The organism is Fulvivirga sp. M361, assembly GCF_007097395.1.
In the GTDB taxonomy this organism is placed as follows: Bacteria; Bacteroidota; Bacteroidia; order Cytophagales; family Cyclobacteriaceae; genus Fulvivirga.
Genome location: NZ_VKDC01000049.1, coordinates 13,513 through 32,488, shown reverse-complemented (window position 1 = coordinate 32,488; position 18,976 = coordinate 13,513). Strand labels below are relative to the sequence as shown.

16 protein-coding genes are annotated in these 18,976 nt (G+C 40.6%); 7 read left to right on the top strand and 9 right to left on the bottom strand.

What is annotated here, in order from left to right; genetic code table 11:
* Window positions 1-2: 2 nt before the first annotated feature.
* Genes FNH22_RS29250 through FNH22_RS29240 form a run of 3 tightly spaced genes read right to left on the bottom strand, consistent with a single transcriptional unit; the run spans window position 3 to window position 4,125 of the window.
* Window positions 3-2,411, bottom strand: a complete 2,409-nt coding sequence (locus FNH22_RS29250; protein ID WP_143402079.1) for a glucan 1,4-alpha-glucosidase — start codon at window positions 2,409-2,411, stop codon at window positions 3-5.
* A 14-nt stretch (window positions 2,412-2,425) separates the two neighbouring features.
* Window positions 2,426-3,622, bottom strand: coding sequence for an exo-alpha-sialidase (locus tag FNH22_RS29245; protein WP_143402078.1), 1,197 nt, complete (start codon window positions 3,620-3,622; stop codon window positions 2,426-2,428).
* Window positions 3,622-4,125 (bottom strand): TlpA disulfide reductase family protein, encoded by a 504-nt coding sequence (locus FNH22_RS29240; protein ID WP_143402077.1) that lies wholly within the window; start codon window positions 4,123-4,125, stop codon window positions 3,622-3,624. Before FNH22_RS29240 ends, FNH22_RS29245 begins: the two co-directional genes overlap by 1 nt.
* Before the next feature lie 197 nt (window positions 4,126-4,322).
* On the opposite strand from FNH22_RS29240, the gene FNH22_RS29235 reads away from it, so the two are divergent.
* The 7 genes from FNH22_RS29235 to FNH22_RS29205 all read left to right on the top strand — a co-directional run bounded on the left by FNH22_RS29235 (window position 4,323) and on the right by FNH22_RS29205 (window position 13,519).
* Complete coding sequence (locus tag FNH22_RS29235) at window positions 4,323-5,198, top strand: sterol desaturase family protein (RefSeq protein ID WP_143402076.1); 876 nt, start codon at window positions 4,323-4,325, stop codon at window positions 5,196-5,198.
* A gap of 219 nt (window positions 5,199-5,417) precedes the next feature.
* Complete coding sequence (locus FNH22_RS29230; protein ID WP_185154487.1) at window positions 5,418-7,433, top strand: sensor histidine kinase; 2,016 nt, start codon at window positions 5,418-5,420, stop codon at window positions 7,431-7,433.
* A 1-nt stretch (window position 7,434) separates the two neighbouring features.
* Window positions 7,435-8,079: a response regulator transcription factor gene (locus FNH22_RS29225; protein ID WP_143402074.1), complete on the top strand. Its 645-nt coding sequence runs from the start codon at window positions 7,435-7,437 to the stop codon at window positions 8,077-8,079.
* Window positions 8,080-8,261: 182 nt separating this feature from the next.
* Window positions 8,262-9,968, top strand: coding sequence for a sensor histidine kinase (locus FNH22_RS29220; protein WP_185154486.1), 1,707 nt, complete (start codon window positions 8,262-8,264; stop codon window positions 9,966-9,968).
* Window positions 9,969-10,352: 384 nt separating this feature from the next.
* Window positions 10,353-10,916, top strand: coding sequence for a hypothetical protein (locus FNH22_RS29215; RefSeq protein ID WP_143402072.1), 564 nt, complete (start codon window positions 10,353-10,355; stop codon window positions 10,914-10,916).
* Between the two features lie 9 nt (window positions 10,917-10,925).
* Window positions 10,926-12,776: a histidine kinase dimerization/phosphoacceptor domain -containing protein gene (locus FNH22_RS29210; RefSeq protein ID WP_143402071.1), complete on the top strand. Its 1,851-nt coding sequence runs from the start codon at window positions 10,926-10,928 to the stop codon at window positions 12,774-12,776.
* Entirely contained in the window at window positions 12,773-13,519 is a 747-nt protein-coding gene (locus FNH22_RS29205; RefSeq protein WP_143402070.1) for a LytTR family DNA-binding domain-containing protein, read from the top strand. Before FNH22_RS29210 ends, FNH22_RS29205 begins: the two co-directional genes overlap by 4 nt.
* A 633-nt stretch (window positions 13,520-14,152) precedes the next feature.
* On the opposite strand, the gene FNH22_RS29200 is transcribed toward FNH22_RS29205, so the two are convergent.
* The 6 genes from FNH22_RS29200 to FNH22_RS29175 form a co-directional block, all read right to left on the bottom strand.
* Window positions 14,153-14,965 (bottom strand): DUF255 domain-containing protein, encoded by an 813-nt coding sequence (locus FNH22_RS29200; protein WP_143402069.1) that lies wholly within the window; start codon window positions 14,963-14,965, stop codon window positions 14,153-14,155.
* Between the two features lie 565 nt (window positions 14,966-15,530).
* Window positions 15,531-16,313: a tail fiber protein gene (locus FNH22_RS29195; protein ID WP_143402068.1), complete on the bottom strand. Its 783-nt coding sequence runs from the start codon at window positions 16,311-16,313 to the stop codon at window positions 15,531-15,533.
* A 392-nt stretch (window positions 16,314-16,705) separates the two neighbouring features.
* A complete protein-coding gene (locus FNH22_RS29190) occupies window positions 16,706-17,185 on the bottom strand; it encodes a DUF1572 family protein (RefSeq protein ID WP_143402067.1) in 480 nt (159 codons plus the stop codon).
* A 304-nt stretch (window positions 17,186-17,489) separates the two neighbouring features.
* Window positions 17,490-17,789 (bottom strand): helix-turn-helix domain-containing protein, encoded by a 300-nt coding sequence (locus tag FNH22_RS29185; RefSeq protein WP_143402066.1) that lies wholly within the window; start codon window positions 17,787-17,789, stop codon window positions 17,490-17,492.
* Window positions 17,776-18,171, bottom strand: coding sequence for a type II toxin-antitoxin system RelE/ParE family toxin (locus FNH22_RS29180; RefSeq protein ID WP_143402065.1), 396 nt, complete (start codon window positions 18,169-18,171; stop codon window positions 17,776-17,778). Before FNH22_RS29180 ends, FNH22_RS29185 begins: the two co-directional genes overlap by 14 nt.
* A 181-nt stretch (window positions 18,172-18,352) precedes the next feature.
* Window positions 18,353-18,955 carry a HEPN domain-containing protein gene (locus FNH22_RS29175; protein ID WP_143402064.1) on the bottom strand — a complete coding sequence of 201 codons (603 nt, stop codon included), beginning with the start codon at window positions 18,953-18,955 and terminating at the stop codon, window positions 18,353-18,355.
* Window positions 18,956-18,976: the final 21 nt, after the last annotated feature.

Genomic DNA, 18,976 nt, shown 5'->3' with positions numbered 1-18,976 from the left:
GGCTATTTTACGTATCGTTTGTTTACCGGAGGGTAGAAGTCCCACACGCTTTGATCCGAGACAGACCTTACCAACTTAATGTATTCAGCGTGGGTCCAGGCCAGTGGTGTGGCGCTGCTCGTCCCTTCACCAACCTGGTAATGGTGCGTTTGGTTATTACCAATACCATCCCAGATCTGTTCTGGTAGCATTAACCCTTCATTAGCGAAGTGTTCCATACCTTTTACATAAGTTTCAATAACCGGATGGAGTTGTTCTTCCTGAACAAGGTTGTTTGAAGTGTCTGTTAGCTTTGCTAATTCATAATGTCCTCTTTCTCCGGTAAAAAAAGGCCACACCCGTCCCCGTTGTCCCGGCCCGAACCGCCCGTAGTTGGATCCGTCTGTTGTGTCTTCTCCATAGCCATCATTGCCATACCTGCGCCAGCCTGGATAGGCGCTTTTTTTGTCCTCATCGTACTGAAATTCATATTTTACCTGTGTTATTTCATTAGTATCCATATTATCATACTCGGGTAAAGTTTCTAATATGTATGGATCATGAGGTGATCTTAAGCCATAGCGCACCAGTTCAAGGAAGCCGCCATCTAAAATAGTGGTTTCATCCATCCCGGGGCGCCCGTTGTTTTTACCTAAAACAGCGTGATCATTTGGGTCGGTATTTCGGGTAATACGGATGAAATATTTCCCGTTGCCTTGCGTGCCTGTGGTTGTAAACATGTACTTTTCGATCTCACTTTCAAAAAGATCTGCTGCTTTGAAATACTTCTCAGAAGAAATATGATCACCTGCGACTTTAGCGATGTCCGCTGCAGTTACTAAACCGGTAATAATAGCGGCTGTAGTAGAAGGAGAGTAGCCATATTGTTCTTCCCAACGTTCTTGTTGTGTGAATGGAGGTAAAATGTCCACTTCGTTATCTCGAATAGATACTTTTCCTCCTTCGGATAGAAAATCTGCGGCTGGTTTTAGCATCTTCTCATACCATTGTGTGATCTCTTCATCAGATAATGTACCTGCTTTCCATAACTTCCAACCTAACATAATCGGCATAGCTGTCTGGTCCATTTGAACATTGTACCATTCCAATGTTCCATCGACTTTCGTTTTTTGCAAAAACCAACCGGTTGCGCCATCATTGTCCGGTGTTTTTTCTGTGACCTGTATTTTTGGTAAATATTCAAAAGCAGCCTGTGCTGTTTGGGTATCTCCTAAGGCCAGGAAGGCCATAGCACATTGATAAAAGTCACGAGGCCATACTGCCCGGTAACCTGTCTTACTGGTTTCTGCCGAAGCTGAATCACCCCAAGGAATAGACAATGAGGCTATTAAAGCGCCTGCATTCTCTTTGTCTTCCTGGGCTTTTAATACCAATGCACTTGCATACAGTTGCTTTCCTCCATCCCCGGTGCTTTTTATAAGGTTTTTCAAGTTCGGTAAGCTTTGTAGATAGTCTTCCCAGCCAATGTTTTGGTCCCCTGTGCCGTTGTAGTGGTTAAGAACTTCTTTGTACCCCTTTTCCATGCTTGCTTCTGATGAAGCATTGGCCTGTTGTAAGGTATTGCCAAAACCCACGCTGATGTCAATGATCTGTTCACTTCCTTTAATGACAGGAGCCCATTGACCGGTAAGGATTACATTGCCCGTAGCATCACCTGTAGATGAGTAATTCCAATCCATCTTAAGGTCTGCTAAATCAGCATATCCGCAAGAACGGTCTTTAAAACCTACGGATGTTTGAGTGAATTCTACCGAGTTTTTTAACGTTAAATACACCCGGTCATTTTCAGAAGCGTGCAACCCTTCAGAATCAATAAACCCTTTGTCGCCACTGCCTGTATTGTTCATATGTGGGTTTACCAACAGGTAAGGGGTAATATCAGCATCCATAGCCTTAAAGATCACCCTTAAAAAGAGCGTATGTTCGTCAGGGTCTGTAAATACGTGTTTTTCAATGCTGTATTTCCCTTCTTTATCGGTGTTAATGAGTTTATAGGCCAGGGAAAGCGGACGTCCTTCATCGTCGGTATGCAGGTAGGCCACTTCCTGATGGGTGTCTGAGGATTCAATATCTATAAAATCAGCCCCCTTTATTATGAATTGAATATCTTTGATTTGTGCCTCATGGATCATCCCAAAGGCGGTTTCAGTAATAACTCCTTTTGCCAGGGAAAACCAAACTTTGGAGATATTGCCGGTTTCACCCTGATGGTCATATATCCTATTCCAATACCGTTCATACGATGTGCCTATGCCTGTTTTTCCAGCATAATTCCAATAAGATGATGCTCCCGGTGATCCTGGAGCTACTGACCTGTCTTCAGGAGAAGGTCCACAATTAGAAATGGAAATAGCTGACAGCAGCAATAGGCTGATTTGAAAATAATGGAATTTAGATTTAATCAAATACATACTTTCATGGTGTTTTACATAAGATCATTCATGTCCAAAGCAGCGAGTTGGACTTTTTTCTGCTCCTCATCCGTCCAGGCAAATAAAACCCTGTCTTTGTACCGGGTCATTTGAGGAAATCCGCTGGCACGGGCCCCGGACGATTGTGCTACAAAAACAGATGTTCCGGATATACCTTCCACCGTAACTTTCATCACTCTTATTTCTGACCCTTCCATCCAGCTTACTAATGCTGATCTCTGATCAATGAGTAGCACGTCCACGCGCCCTAAAGGACTGGCATCACTTATAATAACAGGAGGGGTAAATGATTTGCCGCTATTCTTCGAAAAAGCCACTTTAACCGATGCATTACCTTTAGCTGCTGTAAACCAGGCAACGGCTAAAACATTTTCCTTTGCATCGGCCCTCGGGCCATTGACCGGACACCCTGAAATGAGCCATAGATCGTTGAAAATCACAGATGGCTTGGTCCAGGTACCCGATTCATACCTAACGATACTGATATCTCTCACCTCTTTTTCCGATCGATTTCGATAGACGATCACCGGACCATTTGCTGTAAGAGCTCCACTGGTCTGGCAGCAATCACAAACCCTGTTATCAAGCTCCCACTCTTCCATTTTTTTACCTGAAGAAGTGAGTATGGCAGCCCGTAACGTCATGGCTTTATGATGTGCGTGATCAGTCAATATACTGTCCATCATTGAAACCGTGTTTCTTCCATCAAGCCATGAGAGCAGAAACCCATCTTTATAGGGAAGCATAGTTACAAAACCATGCTCGGCCTGCAACCCATCTTCATTCAAAAGGCCCGCTGAACGCCAGTCCTTTCCATCTTCTGAATGGAACAAGCTAATGTCATACGCATAAGTATCTTGTCCACTTTTGGTCAGGGTGTGAGCGATCATATCTGTTTTGTTGACAGCCATCATGGGGTAATCAGCCCAATTAATAAACCAATTACTGCCGTTGGTAATGCTTACTGGTTTTGTCCACTGTCCATTGCGATATTGTGCATATCTTAAAATCCCAAGAGTGTCGTTCCGTTCAATCCATGATAAATAAGTATTTCCCTGTGGTGTTGTGAGCAGATAAGGTTCTTCGCTATTGATGGCAGCGGGAGAGGGGATAGTAGTAGCAAGTCCGGAGTCTCCGGAAACACAGGATACTACGCCTATTAAAAGGGGGAAAATAAGTACTTTAAACATCAGGGCTTCTTCATTAATTCTTTTAGCAACTTGATGTTTTCATCCGTGTCCCACTTTCTGGCAGAAGTTTCTGCAAATACCCGCTTGCCTTTTGTATTGTATATGTAGGTTGTTGGTATGGCAGTGATGTCGAGAGAGGCCAGGCTGGTTTTCTGCCTTACCAGGTCTAGCTGATAACCGAATTTTTGTTCAAAGCTTTTAATTTTTTCCGTACTTTCTTCTGTAGCCAGCAGAAATACAATGTTTTCTTCCTTCAAGGCCCTGGCAGCCGCTTCTATATACGGCATTTCCTTGACACATGGACCGCACCATGTGGCCCAGAAATTAAGGAATACTGCCTTGCCTTTTACTTCTTGCCAGTTGATTAGGCTGCCATCTATATTTAAGAGTTGCATAGAGCTTAGTTCGGAAGCATCTACTGACTGGGTTTCTTCTACGGACTGCCTGGAACCATTACACGAGAAAAAAGTAATTACAGCGATAAACACGATCAGGTATTTCATAGGAATGGCCTCTATTCTTATTGCACTGCAAAGTTAGTGGTATTGCTTCCGAACTAAAATAAAAGGGATGGTATAGTTTACGTTCTTTGACTTTTATTTCTATAAGGTGATGTTAGTCACAGATTCATAATGGTTAAATTCGTAGCATTGTACTCCGTTTGACAAACTAATTATCCGGATCCGGGTTTAGTATTGATATGATCAGTAGTATTCGATTATTGTTAGAAACAACTTCTGACACGTTAAATTGGGTTTGGCAGTCCATACTATTCAATGTGCCCTGGTACACCAATTACTTTTGGGGATTGATCGTGATTTCACTTGTGGTTTGGGCGTTGGAAATCCTTTTCCCCTGGCGCAAAAACCAACGTGTCATTCGTAAAGATTTTTGGTTGGATGGCTTTTACATGTTTTTTAATTTCTTTGTTTTTGCCATTGTAATTAGCGGCATATACACGGCAATTGAAGGGTTCTTTTTGTCCATAGGCATCTCTATGACCACGCTTACGCTTTGGGACATTTCTTCTTTACCCGGCTGGGCCCAATTGCTGGTTTTTTTCGTTGTACTTGATTTTGTACAGTGGCTCACCCATGTTGCCCTGCACAGGTGGGAAATACTCTGGCGATTTCATAAAGTCCATCATTCGGTACAGGAAATGGGTTTTGCCGCACATCTTCGATATCACTGGATGGAAAATATTCTTTACAAACCGCTCAAAACCTTTGGTGTAATGATCCTGGGTGGGTTTGAGCCGTCCCAGGCTTTTATTGTACATTTTATAGCGATTGTCATAGGGCATTTGAATCATGCGAATGTCAAGCTTACCTGGGGGCCTTTGAAGTATATATTTAATAATCCCGTTATGCATTTGTGGCATCATGCCCTTTATCTACCCGAGAACGAGAGAGGTGTTAATTATGGCATAAGTCTAAGTCTGTGGGATTACATTTTCCGCACCAGCTACATTCCGGAGGAGAGTGGTCAGATACCGTTAGGTTTTGATGGGGTGGATAAATTTCCGAAGAACTTTTTGGGACAGGTCATTTATGGTTTTGGGAAAGATAAAGAATGATGTTTGACATGGGCAGAGAAGACTCACATTGCCCTGTTTATGGTATCCAATAGTCTCCTCCTGGTAAAGGGATCCAGAGGAACTATGCTTCCAACTTTCAGATTACCAGGCTTTATTCATAATTTTCAGCCCAGGTTACCTATCTTCGATGGTTGTTATTCTATAGTGGTAGTACTAAAAGCCGAATGATGTCCAACATGTCATTCCCAAATGATCCCTATGAAACAACTTCTATTGATTCCAATTTTCTTTTTGAGTGTTATAATAAACGCTCAGGATATGGACCTTCAGATCAAAGTCACTACTATCAAATCAAAGATCGAGCAGTCTGAGAAAGGTGAACGTCTTATGTGGATGGACAGTTTGTCTTTGCTTATTGAATTTAATGATCATTTTAATTACGATTCCGTCGTCAGGCATACCATCCGTTATGCTCTTGAACTGGACTCATTGGACATAGCCACCCGTAATACCCATGACCTTATCTATTATAAAAAGAACATTATTGGGAAGGTGGATGATGCATTGGAGGTCTTTAAAAATTACCTTGGGAAAGAGGAACACCTCGCCAATAATGTTACCAAAACCAGGCTTTATATGTATGGCGGAGATTGCTACATAGACCTTGGAGACATCGATGCCGGGTTTGAAAACTATGAGATAGCAAAGGCATTTGCCATTAAATCTGAAAAAGAAAGCTTATTAGGCGATGTAAACCTCAGGATAGGTATAGCATATTTGGAGACCGGAGATTTTGCTAAAGCATCGGAAACTCTTCAGGAAGCTATTACCACCTTCATTCACGGTAAAGATACTTCGAAGATCATTCATACAAAAAATTCACTATCGATACTTTACAGCCAAAATGCGTTTTACAAGGAAGCTGAGCAAGAACGCAATGAAGCCATTGAACTGGAAAAAAAACGGCAGGAACAGACGCTTCTGGAATTACTATACTTCAATGCAGCAGCAGACTATAGAATGATAGGGGATAATAAAAACTGGATTGCTAACATGAGGCTTGCTTTAAAGGCAAATGAAACGTCCAGGTATAAGCTCCAGTTTGGTCCGCCTATTTTGTGCAATTTAATTATTGCCCTTGCAGCGAACGATAGCCTTGTGCAGGCAGAACACTATTTTAAAATCATTGAAAGTGACCCGGAAACGTATGCACAGGGATACACCCATGATTTATACATCGAAACCCTCAAGCAAATGTCATTGGCTAAAGGTGATTATCAAAAAGCATTACAATATGGTAAGCAGCATTTAAACTTAAAATTGGCAGAAGATAGCTTTGTGGAAATTATGAATGCTGAGAATTTTATGTCCAAAGTATATAAAGCATTGGGAGATAATGAAAATTCATATGAGCATAAAATCCGCTATTATACCATTAAAGATTCCGTTTCCTCTGTTCAAAAAGTGAAAGCATTAACGTACTACCAGACGTTGTATGAAACAGAGAAAAGAGACCTTAAAATAAAAACGCAGGAAAGTGATATTGCATTACTGGCAGAACAAGACAAGCTTAAAAATCATTGGATGATATTTGGAGTGATAGGGTTGGTAGTCCTGTTTGGATTCATTTTACTGGTCCGTTCCAGGAGCCATCTTAAAAAGCAAAAACAGCTTCAGGAAAAACTGTCTCAGGGCCTTATTCAAGCCCAGGAAGACGAGCGCACCCGAATTTCCAGGGAACTGCATGATAGTGTGGGGCAACAACTCACATTGATCAAGAAGAAGGCTCAAAATGAGGATCAAAATGAATTTTCCGAGCTTACCAATACAGCGCTGGAAGAAGTCCGGAGTATTTCCAGGGCATTGTACCCTTCATCTTTGAAGCAGCTGGGCTTATCAGAAAGTATAGAGCAACTATTGCATGAGCTGGATGAACAAGTAGATATGTTCTTTTCCGTTGACATAGAAAACATCAACGATGAATTAGACGAAGAAAAAACGCTTAACTTCTACAGGTTCATCCAGGAGTCGGTGAATAATGCCATAAAACATGCCAAAGCCAAGACATTGGAGGTGAGTGTGAGTAAAGCAAAAGGCACGATAGAGGCGTTTATCCGGGATAACGGCTGCGGGTTTGAAAATGCCAATCATTTACGGTCCAACAGCCTTGGTCTGAAAACTATGGCAGAGAGAATTCGTATGCTGAGAGGTACCTTATCCATCCGTAGTATGAAGGGAGAGGGTACCACAGTGATTGCCAAAATACCTGCATAAGATGATACAAGACGTAACCATATTAGTCGCGGATGACCATCCCATGTTACTCAAAGGGGTGGTAGACGAGCTCGAAAGCTATCATTATAATGTAGTGGCTACGGTAGAAAATGGTGCACAGGCACTGGATAAAATTATAGTTTTAAAGCCCTCCATTGCCATTTTGGATATTGAAATGCCACTACTTTCGGGGTTTGAAGTCATACAGAAATGCGAAGAGAAAAATCTCGATACCCGGTTTATCATTTTAACCTCCTTTAAAGAGAAGAACTTTATACTCAAAGCAAAAAAACTGAACATATTGGGGTACATCATAAAAGATGAACCTTTTATTGAGTTGCATAACTGTATCCAAAAAGTGAGCCAGGGAGAGCCTTGTTATAGCAATGTGTTCAGCGAAATACTGACAAGTGAAATTGCTCCCCAGGTAGAAAAAATGAAGTTTTTGTCCCCGTCGGAACGCACCATTGTGCGGCTCGTTGCCTCTGGGAAAACATCAAAAGAAATAGGAGAGTCCCTGAGTATTTCAAATAGAACCGTGGAAAAACACCGCTCTAACATCATCTCCAAATTAGATCTGCCTCCCCAGGGTGATGCACTGTCAGTCTGGGCGAAAGAGCATAAGGAGTTGATACTTTCCATATGATTGAACCGTTAAATGGCGCCTTATTGAGCGTGGGATCATGTGTAGCCTTGTGAAGTTCCATGAACTTTTGGACCATGAATAGACAATTTTATCAGACTACTCACGACAAATGACAGTACTTCATCTAAAAAAACTGGCTTCCCGGGATAACTCAGGAAGTGATAACCATAATGCGTGAGGTGATGACGGGTAAACACATAGGTCAAATTTTGTTTGTAATAAACCTCACCGTTTTTTTTACATGCGGTTATACACAGGAAAATACGACCGGACCATTGGCTCGACAGATCAATAAACTGGACAGCCTTAAAAAAACATTAGCATCAGCGACAGACTCGTTAGAGGTTGCCCGGCTTTGTCAGGAGATCTACCGTTATACCAAATATGACCTGCTCAGGCAAAACTTAAATGAAGGCGAAAATCTGATCAGAGCTCTCAGGATTTATGAAAGTAATGAAAAATGGGATGATGCCGCGGATGTTTATAATGACCTGGGAGGTATTTATTTTAACCAAAAACAATATTCGGTAGCCAGAAAATATTGGAATTTAGCCAAAGAGCAATTTAAGAGATCCAATGACATACGAAGAGGGGCAGCTTCTTTTAATAACCTTTCCCTAACCTATATAAACGACTCAAGCACTCAGGCACAAAATCTGATGAAAGCTTACCTGGATAGTGCGATTATATTATACAAAGTACAGGGTGATCCGGCTTTTCTAATGGCGCCTTATGAAAACCTTGGTGAATGGTATAGAAAAAAGCATGACTTAAAGTCGGCAGAAAAATACACAAAACTATCACTATCCATAGCACAGAAGGAAAATGATCTCTCAACCTTGCAGTCAGGTACTTTTCAATTGGGAAAGATTAAGAAAGAACAAGGACATATAAACCGGGCCATCCAACTTATAGAAAAATCCATGACCTACCATGGTATACGCAAAACAGACCCAAATCATACGGATGCTCTTTTGGAACTGTCTGAATTATACAGCTCTATTGGCAACTATGAAAAAGCTTATTTCTACCAAAAGACATACCAGCAATATAGTGATACACTTTTTCACAGGGAGCAGGCTAAAGCCTTGCTTGATCTGGAAATGCTGTATGAAACAGAGAAAAGAGACCTTAAAATAAAAACTCAGGAAAGTGATATTGCATTACTTGCAGAACAAGACAAGCTTAAAAGCCAATGGATGATATTTGGAATGATCGGGCTGGTTACTTTGTTTGGATTCATTTTACTGATCCGCTCCAGAGGCCATTTCAAAAAGCAAAAACAGCTTCAGGAAAACTTTGCTCAGAGTCTTATCCAGGCCCAGGAAGACGAGCGCACCCGAATTTCCAGGGAACTACATGATAGTGTGGGGCAACAACTCACATTGATCAAGAAGAAGGCTCAAAATGAGGATCAAAATGAATTTTCTGAGCTTACCAATACAGCGCTGGAAGAAGTCCGGAGTATTTCCAGGGCATTGTACCCTGCATCATTAAAGCAGCTGGGCTTATCAGAAAGTATAGAGCAACTATTGTATGAACTGGATGAAGAAGTAGATATGTTCTTTTCCGTTGACATAGAAGATATTAACAATGAATTAGACGAAGAAAAAACACTTAACTTCTACAGGTTCATTCAGGAATCGGTGAATAATGCCATAAAGCATTCAAAAGCTAAAACACTGGAAGTGCGTGTGAGCAAAGGCAAAGGCACGATAGAGGTGTTCATTAAAGATAACGGATGCGGATTTGAAAATGTAGATCAGTTACAGTCCAACAGCCTGGGCCTTAAAACCATGGCCGAGAGGATCCGTATTTTGAGAGGTACTTTATCCATCCGTAGCAGGAAAGGAGAAGGTACTGTGGTCATGGCCAAAATACCTGTATAAATACGTTAAGATATACACCAGAAACAAAGCCTTTTTCCACTCGAAATGCTGAAACCTTGTCCTTTGAAGCCCATTGGCAACTCAAAATACGTATGCCTACGTAATTTTGTACTATTACTACGCATATCATAAACGTACACCGGTCATTAGTTTTGCTTTTGACAATAAGACTAAGTGGTGGTGGATGGCTGTTTTCCTGTCACTCTTTTGAAGAAAAGTCGGGAAAAGAAAGAAATGAAAACAAAGATCAATTTCGCCATAAAGATGTGTTTTAAGCACAAATAGCTATTGTTTTTTTACTGTTTTATTAAGAAAACTACCTATGTGATTATTTATTAATAACGCCATTGTCACCTTACAAGCAATCATCTAATTTTAAGTTCTATGAATAGCTCAAAACCAACAGAATTAATAAAGATCCTTACAATTTCCCTCGATGTAGAGGGTATCGTTGAATTTCATCGCAAATTAGGCCCGAAGCAAGACTGGGGTAATTACTACAGTCCATTCCTTGCCAACCATTATTTTAAGCTCACGGTGAATGATGTACTCTTTGATGGAGTCCTTACCATTTGCCCAAGTACCGAAGTGCGTGTGACTATTATTGCTAATGGTAAAGAATTTGTTCAAACAGAACACATACAGTTTTTATTGGTAGGCGGCATTGAGCTGACCCGGGTCACACCAAAACAAATTTGGCCAAAGGTGATCAATTTGGCGTTGACCAAGGGAGCGATAGGCGATTCTGAAAACTTTTTTCTGGACACTACCGGCGATGAAAATGAAGTTTTTAAATTTTATACAGCTCCTGAAGTTAATGATCAGAGCCCAAACCTTATTTATGGACTGACATTTTCTCTAAATGTGGACGGGCACAAGAGGTACTGCAGGATCGATCCGTTAATAGTTACTTCTACAGAAGATGCTCCTTCCATTGAGACCTCTTAAATCAACCCCATGTTGCTTCAGTGTTCTTTGATATTGTCTTTCTTATATTCATTTTCTGTACAAGTAGTTATAGCTCAACGTCAGGACCTAGTAGATAGCTTGTTACACCTGACTACGACGAACCCCGGTGACAGCCTGGCTTTTGAAATTCATCGAAAACTAGGATATTATCATCCTGATCCCCTGGAGGCTTTAGCACATAGTCAGAAGGCACTAGAACTCGCTACATTATCTGAAAATCGATTGAATATGGCCCGGGCCCTTGAACGAATAGGAACAGCCCAGGAGGTGTTGGGTAATAAAACAGAAAGCTACCAGGCCACTTATGAGGCATTGGCTATTTACGACAGTCTCGGGCTTAAAAACCGTGAAGCCGGGATGACGTTACAAATAGCGTCAAAACTCACGGGTGATAAGCGTTACGATGAAGCGATCACTTATTTCAAAAAAAGCCTGAAGCTTTTCATAGAAATGGAAGACAGGTCTAATCAAGCTATCACCCTGGTTAATTTTGGAGAAGCCTTACGTTTGGCCAATAGGCTTGACGGTGCCATAAGTAAATTCAATCAGGCGTTAGAGATCAATAAAACAGTCAATAACCTTACCATTCAGGCTTACGCTCTTGGCAACATGGGGATGGCTAATCATGCACTTGGAAAATTACAAAAGGCAAAAAAAGAACTGAAGTCTTCTGTAGACCTGTTGAAGGAATTGGCCGACCCCGTATCTGTCGTTATATATGAAGCGGAAATTGGTCAGATAGATCTGAAGATGGGGCAAAAGCAAGCCGGGCTAAGGCGTATCGAAGCGGCATTTGACTCGGCAAAACGTCGGCATATTAAACAACAGATAAGGGATTTGAGCAGTGTGTTGGCGCGTATCTGTGCGAAAAACGGCCAGTATGATAAGGCCTATTTCTATCAAAATGAATTCCAGGCATACCATGATAGCCTGGTGAACGAGGAAATTATTCGTAAGACAGAGCAAATCAAATCACAATACGCCCTGGATAAAAAAAATAACGAAATAGATAATTTGAAACTGAAGAATGAGCTGGCTGCCATTAACCTGAAAAGGAAAGAAGCACAGCTCACTTTTAACCTTATCTTGCTATTACTGCTGGTTGTTTTAACAGTGCTGATCTATCAGGCCTATCGAAACAAGAAAAGAAGAGCGCTCGATCTTTTTAAGAAAAATCAGATCATTGCAAAGCAATCAGAGGAGAGATCGCTGTTACATCAGGAAATGCATCATCGCGTAAAAAACAATTTACAGTTGATTGCCAGCATTATGGGGCTACAGGTACAGTCTACAAAAGACGGACAGGTGAGTAGTGAGATCGCTTCAAACAAATTGCGCGTGGAGGCGATGACGTTAATTCATCAGCATTTATACATCCCTGAACAGCTCACACAGCTGGATATTAAAGATTATATAGAAAGGCTGGGAAATAACCTGAAAGCGACCTATAGAGAGGAAATTAATCAGCTTAAAGTTAACGTAACCAAGATGCGGGTGATGCCTGATGAAAGCATTCCTATTGGTTTGATCATTAATGAATCTGTCTGTAACTCAGTGAAGTATTGCCAGGGGACCCTGCTGGACATTCAAATCGAGTTTGTTTCCGGAGAGGGTCAGTACCTGCTTTCCATTAGTGACAACGGTCCCGGTTTCTCAACGGCCCATGAAGGGGAAACAGGATTTGGCACCAAATTGATCACTATTCTGTCCAGGCAGTTAGGTGCAACATTGGACATCGCCAGTTCCACCCTGGGAACGATAGTGACGCTGGTCATACCGGGTTTTAGAGAAATAAGCCGGTCTGCTACCCAGGTCCATCCATCTAAGGTGCTGTCATGAGCAAAGTCAGAATTCTGATCATAGAAGACGAACTGCTGGTAGCCGAGGAAATGGCCGGTATGCTTACCTCCAATGGGTACCAGGTATGTGAGAGCGTAGATAATGCCATGGATGCCAGGCGAGCGCTGGAAATGTACCAGCTCGATATCATACTGGTCGATATTAAAATCCGGGGAGAAGAAGACGGGATTTCTTTGGCCGGTTATATCCATAGTAATTATAGCATTCCATTGATCTTTGTTACCTCCATGATGGATGATCCAACCCTCCAAAGAGCGCTTCAGGTCAAGCCTTCCGCTTACCTGATTAAACCTTATCATTCTCACGAGTTGCAGATAGCCATAGAAGTGGCCTTATCCAACTTTCAGCATCAACAAGTGGCCGACTACGTCCGTCCTGTGCAAAATTCACAGTCTCATTACACCTTGAAGCAAAGCGTATTCATTCGTGAAAACCACCGTTTGGAGCGGATTGAATACGACGATATCCTCTGGATGAAAGCAGAGAGTAGCTATGTGGACATTGTTACCCCGGATAAGCATTACCTGCTGTCCACAGATACGCTGGGGTCGATGCTGGAAAAGCTTAACTGCCGCTGGCTTCTTCGTGTACACCGCTCTTACGCCGTAAATGTGAACAAAGTCACAGCCCTGTCGGGAAATCAACTGGAAGTAGCCGGACAAACCGTTCCGATAGGTAAAAACTACCGTGCAATGGTCAAACAGTTTTTCCAGGTGCTTTGATCCGGTTCTTCCGGTAACCAACGAAACCACCGTTTTCGTGAGTTAGAACATTGAGCAAAAAATGGCCGGCATTGGGATAGCAAGATAAACACTGGTCGTCATTACGAATTCTGTTTCCCTCGTAAGGGTCTCCTGTAAAAGGGCCTGATACCTTTGATAGGTTGGTTTTTCTGGTTTTACGGAAAGTACGCTATATTAATGGTATCAAGAATTATGTCATTGCCTTCAAAAATGTCTTGCCATTCAACTCGACTTGTTAAGTTTTCCAAATTCTCATAAAGATAACTTCTGGACTGCTTTCAAAATTGATCAGGAATATCATATAAATGTAAAGTTAAACAATCCTTCCATAGCACATTTAGCGCAGCGTAATGCGTTCCCATTTTCTTTTAAGATCGAACATTTAGCATTTGTAATACGCATATTCTTACTGAACTTATTTTGATTAGTTCTTATGTAAATATTGAGGTATCATATTCCAAAAGCTACTTCTAAAGTACACCCGGATTAAAAATCCTATTCCTAAATCAGCACGCATGACGCTACCGCTATATGCGCGCCAGGTAGATAGGTATAAGACTCAGCTTTATGCCAGTTTAGGAGGCGCACCGCGAACCTATGGCTCAAGGCCGTCTACTCTCGATTAGTTTTCGTTTTAGCTATTACTTCGTTTAGTATCTTGTCTCTTGTTCTCATAGGCTTCATATGATGAGGAAAAGCAGATAATGCCATTTCTGCATAATCATAGGCTTTTTCTGATTCATTAGAAAGGTAATAGATGATTGCCGCAGCAAATGTATTGAAATAATATTCTTCAATTTTCAGAGACTTTTCTATCTCCCTTGTGGCTCTCTCAAGTTGGGATTTATTGACGAAATTAAAATCTGAAAGACTCATGTTTTGATTCGAATATTTAGCATTATTTCCGGTCAAATTCATAAATGCTGAGTTTGCAGTGTTGAACAAAGTGTATGTTGACTTGTTTCGAGTTTTCAATTTGTTCCACCATACTCCTGAAGGGCTATAGGTCTTTTCATTTAGTGCATGTTGCCCTTCTTTAATTATTTTGTCTGATGATTTGTAGTTTGCTGCTATATGAACAATTTCCCCCTTCGAATTCAAATAAAAGTAAGTCGGATAGCTATAGATATTGAACCGTTCAGCCAGGTCTTTTCCAATATTTGACCTTTCGTCAATGACCAGGTTAATAAAATTAGAACTATAAAAGTTACCAACTTCCGGGTCAACGAATACTTCTTTTTTCATCTTGTAGCAGTATCCACAGTTTACTCCAAATTCTATGAATATCGGTTTGTTTTCCTTTTCTGCTTGTTGAAGTACTTCAAAATAATTCGCATTAGTGAAATCTACACCGGTCTTTTCCTGACCTGGTGCAAGGTGAATTGAAAATGCTGTTAATGTGAATAAGAATAGTTTTTTCATCATTTCGGTTTATGAAAACTAACGCCTTTCCTGATTAAGTCTGGGCTGAATGAGTTGCTCATACGTTTCCAGATCATTTGGATTACACCCTATTCTTAAGCATGTCATGGGTAGGCAAATTAAGTGGAATCTATACAACACTTAAGTGCAAAGAAGTAAATAATTGAAAGATTAATCAATGACCAAGGTTGGTCATTTTATCAAAACCACGTTTGGTTTAAGTTTATAAGTTAAATCTATCATTTAACTAACCGCCTTTCAAAAATCCGCAGGATATGAGCTTAAGCCCCCTTCTGGAGCGCATTTAGCGTAACGTAATGGGTTCCAATTTTCTTCCAAGTTCGAATATCTAGCATTTGTAATGCGCATATTCTTAATGAATCTATTTTGAATAGTTTATGATAAAATGTTGAGATATCCTACCCAAAAGCTACCTCTGAAGAACACCTGGATTAAACATCCTATTCTTAAATCAGTACGCACGATGGCTATTGCTATATTCTCTAGGTGGGTTCTGTGCGAAGCCACCAGTGGTGAAATTCCGCTTTTACTCGACTATAGGCTCTTACTAATTTTCAGATTCCAGCTTTTCCAGTCTTGTTTGTAATTCAAGTAGTTTTTTATTCATAGACTCTAAGTTCTCGATTTTTTCGGCTTGCTCTTTGATTTTGTTTTCTTGCTGGATTATGTACAGAGTTAATTCTTCTATCTTTTTTAGAAGGCCCATATCCATTTCTGCTTGCATCACTCCATTTTGTTCAAAATCCTTGGCAGATGGAATTTCCGGTAAATGATTATTTTTTTTAATGAATTCTTCTAATTCTTCAAGAGTCCTAAGGTTATAGCCCTTTTTAAAGACATAATCAGGAGCGGGAACATTTAAGTCAATTTTCACTTCTTCTGCATGAATACTTCCTTTTACGGTCAATTTCATGTCAGGATTTGTTGTCCCAATTCCAATATTTCCGTTTGAGGATATTCTCATAGCCTGTATTTCTGTTTGTTGACCGTTCCAAAGACTAGTGTTGAACTGAAATGCTACGTTTCCATGTGATCCTGATTTATCTGATACTGCCTTTATAGAAGCTCTATGACCTGCTAAGTTATCATGCAAATTGCTTAAACGGATTTCTGAAATCAATTCATTGTTACCCGTGTTTGGTGTTTGACCAGTTATATTTAAAATAGGACTAGTATTTAAATTTCTAATATGTAACTGAGTTAATGGATTTGTTGTCCCAATTCCAACTTTACCATTAGTTTTAAAAGTCACTCCGTTTATTGTTTGATCTTGTCCTTGAGCTCCAAGAGTAACCCCAAACAGAGTAAGCGATATAAGTATTTTTTTCATTTTCTAAGTTCGTTTTACTATTTATGTCTTATTTTTCAAATTCTACCTTCATTGGCTGTGGAATAGGTTTTAAACCATTCAGTTTGACATCTAATTTAGCGATTTGCTTCTGAAGTTTCTGGACTTTTCTTCTACGTTTTTGACCGTGGTATTCATAAATGTATATATGGCTTATATTCTTTTTTATGAAGAGGTAGGCCCCTCCGGTTTTCTTCTAAGATCAAACATTTAGCATTTGTAATACGCATATTGTTGATGAACCTATTTTGAATAGCTTATGTAAAATATTGAGATATCCTACCACTAAAGCTACCTCTGAAGTATACCCGGATCCCAAATCCTATTCCTAAATCAGCACGCATAGCGCTACCGCTATATGTGGGCCAGGGTAATTAATTCTCACGTTTCTCTCTTAATTTCTTCTTAATGAGGATTATTTGTCCAAGATGGTAGTACGTATGTTCAATAATTACATCAATACTTCTGTAATATGAACCATATTCTTCTTTTACAAAAACATCCATTAATCTTTGATTTTCCATATTCCGGACTAATTGGATGAAGTTTTCTGAATCCTTTACCAATTTTTCTTTTCTCAGGTTCCATTCTCTTTCACTCTTGATTTCCGGTGCATCAAAGCTGTACTTGTCCCTAATGGTAAGATCCCCACCTTTAAAAACGTCCATAACTCCCGACAGATAATAGTTGATATGGAAAGTTATACTCGAAATCGAATTAAAGTTTTCCACCTTCTTGGTTGCTTCTATCCACGTCAAGTCTTCTATCTGTTCTTTAAAGTTCGTTCCAACAACCCATTTACCACTTAAAAGAATCTCCCTGAGTCGATTTGCTAAGTATTCATTATAATTCATATTGAGTTTTTTAATTGCTTAAAACAACCGTATAAATACCATTCCACTTTCAAACTCCTTCTGGAACGCATTTAGCGCAGCGTCATGCGTTCCCATTTTCTTCTGAGATCGAACATCTGGCATTTGTAATGCGCATATTTTTGCTGAACTTATTTTGATTAGTTCTTATGTAAATATTGAGGTATCATATTCCAAAAGTTACTTCTAAAGCACACCCGGATTATAAATCCTATTCCTAAATCAGCACGCATGACGCTATCGCTATATGCCCGCTAGGTAGGTTAGTGTTTGTTGGGCTTTCGTGTTATAATTCAACGTTAAGCTTCAGGTGCCCACCAAGTCCTTCTCGTATTATTCTCATAAGGGTTGAAAGGCGGATGTCACTTGCGTTGTTCTCAATTCGTGAAATATACGTCTTGGTTGTTCCACACTTCTGAGCCAGTTGTTCCTGAGTCATGCCTTGATTCTTTCGAAGTTCTTGAAGCATCACTCCTAATCGAAAAGCTTCAAAGCCTTCTTCAAAAGCTTCTCTTGATTCGGACCCTCTTTCTCCGTATTCTGAGTTCAGATGATCATCAAAGTCTACAATTTTAGTTTTGCTCATTGTAATATTGTTTTTGTAGCTTTTCAGCTAGTTTAATTTCGTTCTTTGGTGTTTTCCGGGTCTTCTTTTGAAATCCGTTCAACACTACTACCAATTTACCCTTATCGAAAAAGCAGAATATTCGGTAGATGTTCGTTCCCGAGATCATCCGCATCTCATACAAGGTTGTTCCTGTGATGTTTTTGAGATATTTCGTTGGCACACGTTCAACTGCCTTAATCAATTTGATTGTCCAGTTAATTCGCTCTTTGATTTTAGGAGTTTGCTTGTTGTAGAACTTTAACAATCGCTCGTGTATCCAAAAAAGATAAAAACAGTCGCTATGCCTTTGGCAAGTGACGGCTATTGGGAAGGCCTCTGGCCGTTTCGTCTTATGAGGCATATGCTTTTTTAGCCATGAGATCTCCTATAAACTCTTCTGGAGTGCATTTAGCAAATCGTAATGCGTTCCCATTTTCCTTGTATGACCGAGCATTGTAGCATTTATAATGCGGATACTTTTGACGAATTGATTTTGATTAGGATTTAAAGAGCCATATCTAAGTTTACCTCATTAACAATTTTTACACCTCCCCTTTCCCAATCTCCCCGATCTTTTTCTGACAAAGCCTCTCCGTAAGCCCTTTTAACCGCTCCACCTTCTCCGCCAGATAGTCCAGCTCCTCTTTAGAAATACTATACTCATCCATCTTATAGCGAGCGTCTACGTAGGCACGGCGCAGTAAGTCAAAAAGCTGTTTTTCTTCATCGGTAGAGTGGGGGAATACTGCAAAGCGAGGATCACAGTTTTTCACCCGCAGGTCCAGCCGCTCCAGGTCATGCTCTTTGGGGCGGTAGTCTGTGTAGACCAGCAGGATGGTGGTGTAGTAGCGTTCCGTGGCTTGGTGGAGATTAAACGCTGCTAAATGGAAGTCGGGTTTATCCAAACAGTAATTAAAGAGGTCTAAAAAGCCATTCGCACCAGTAAACCACTGATCAAAATACCCTTGCGCCTTTTCCCGGGCCTCTTCCGCGGTGAGCTTCTTAGGGTTTTGCAGGTGTACCTTGCCGGTATCATACAGTACAATGCCTTCCTTTTTAATGTCCTTGAAGAAGTAATTGCCCTGCATCAGGGACTGGTTCAGGTGCTTGCCGGAGTGGAAGATGAGGCTGACGGGTGTTTTCACGATGCCGGTATCCCGTAATAC